Below are 976 nucleotides of genomic sequence, written 5' to 3' on the forward strand. Positions count from 1 at the left end.
CGTTAGTTTCCTCGTCATGATCTGGCTGCCCGCCTGCAATCGGTATAAATACACCCCGCTCGACAGGTTCCGCGCATCAAAGTTTACCGTATGACGGCCGGCTGAGACCTGCCCATCCACCAGCGTCGCTACATTGCGGCCCAGCATGTCATAGACTTCCAGTCGAACTTCACTGCTGACTGGTAATTGATAACTGATCACTGTTGTAGGGTTAAACGGGTTCGGGTAGTTCTGGGCCAGGGTGAAGTCATCGGGAACCGCATCGAGTTCGGTTAACCCGTCGATGCCGGTAGCCGCAATCAGCAGTTCGAAGCGTGGCATTGAGCCGTCAGACCGCTCGGAGCGGTCAGACGGCTGGCTCGCTGCCAATCCCAGATCCGCGAAGTCTTTCTGAGACTTCGCGGATCTTTCTTCAGTTGTAATCTCAAAATCGTACGTGGATCCCTCCCTCAGCTCTATCACCTCACCGGTCCGGTTGTCTTTGAGGTAGTAACTGCCGCTAAACAGGTGCGAGGCCGGCAAGGTCCAGTCCAGGGTAAATAGGCCGGACTCGGTGGTCCGGATATCCATCGGAATTCTGACTTTTTCCTCGTTAAGCATAACTGATGGCAGGCTTTGGAATGAATATGATCGTCCGTCGGCATCCATCGAATAGAACGAGAGCCACTGAGCAGCCAGCCCCTCCGCACTCAGCTTCGGTGCATCGTACCGGTCCAGGCCCGGTTTTGCATCCTCTTTAAACAGAATTTGTGCACGGTTTGTGAAAATTCCCTCTTCTGCGGTGACCCTGAATGAGATCAAGGGTAAATCCTCCAAGGGTTCGGAACCCTTGGAGGATTCCTTGAAATATCCCTCGGTGGTACTTTCAAGATACGCCTCCATGGGTATCTCCAGGCTTGGGTTACTATCCGTGATCCGAACCCAAAACGACTGGAAAGGAGCAATCAACACATCCTCGGATGCCGCACAGTTCAGA

Annotated in this window: 1 protein-coding gene; it reads right to left on the reverse strand. The window is 53.5% G+C overall.

Annotated elements, in window-relative coordinates; all coding sequences use genetic code 11:
* Positions 1-882, reverse strand: an 882-nt coding sequence (locus L6773_RS21240) for a T9SS type A sorting domain-containing protein (RefSeq protein ID WP_237856682.1), incomplete at its 3' end; no start/stop codon positions are given.
* Between the last annotated feature and the right edge of the window lie 94 nt (positions 883-976).

The organism is Rhodohalobacter sulfatireducens, from assembly GCF_022012475.1.
In the GTDB taxonomy this organism is placed as follows: Bacteria; Bacteroidota; Rhodothermia; order Balneolales; family Balneolaceae; genus Rhodohalobacter; species Rhodohalobacter sulfatireducens.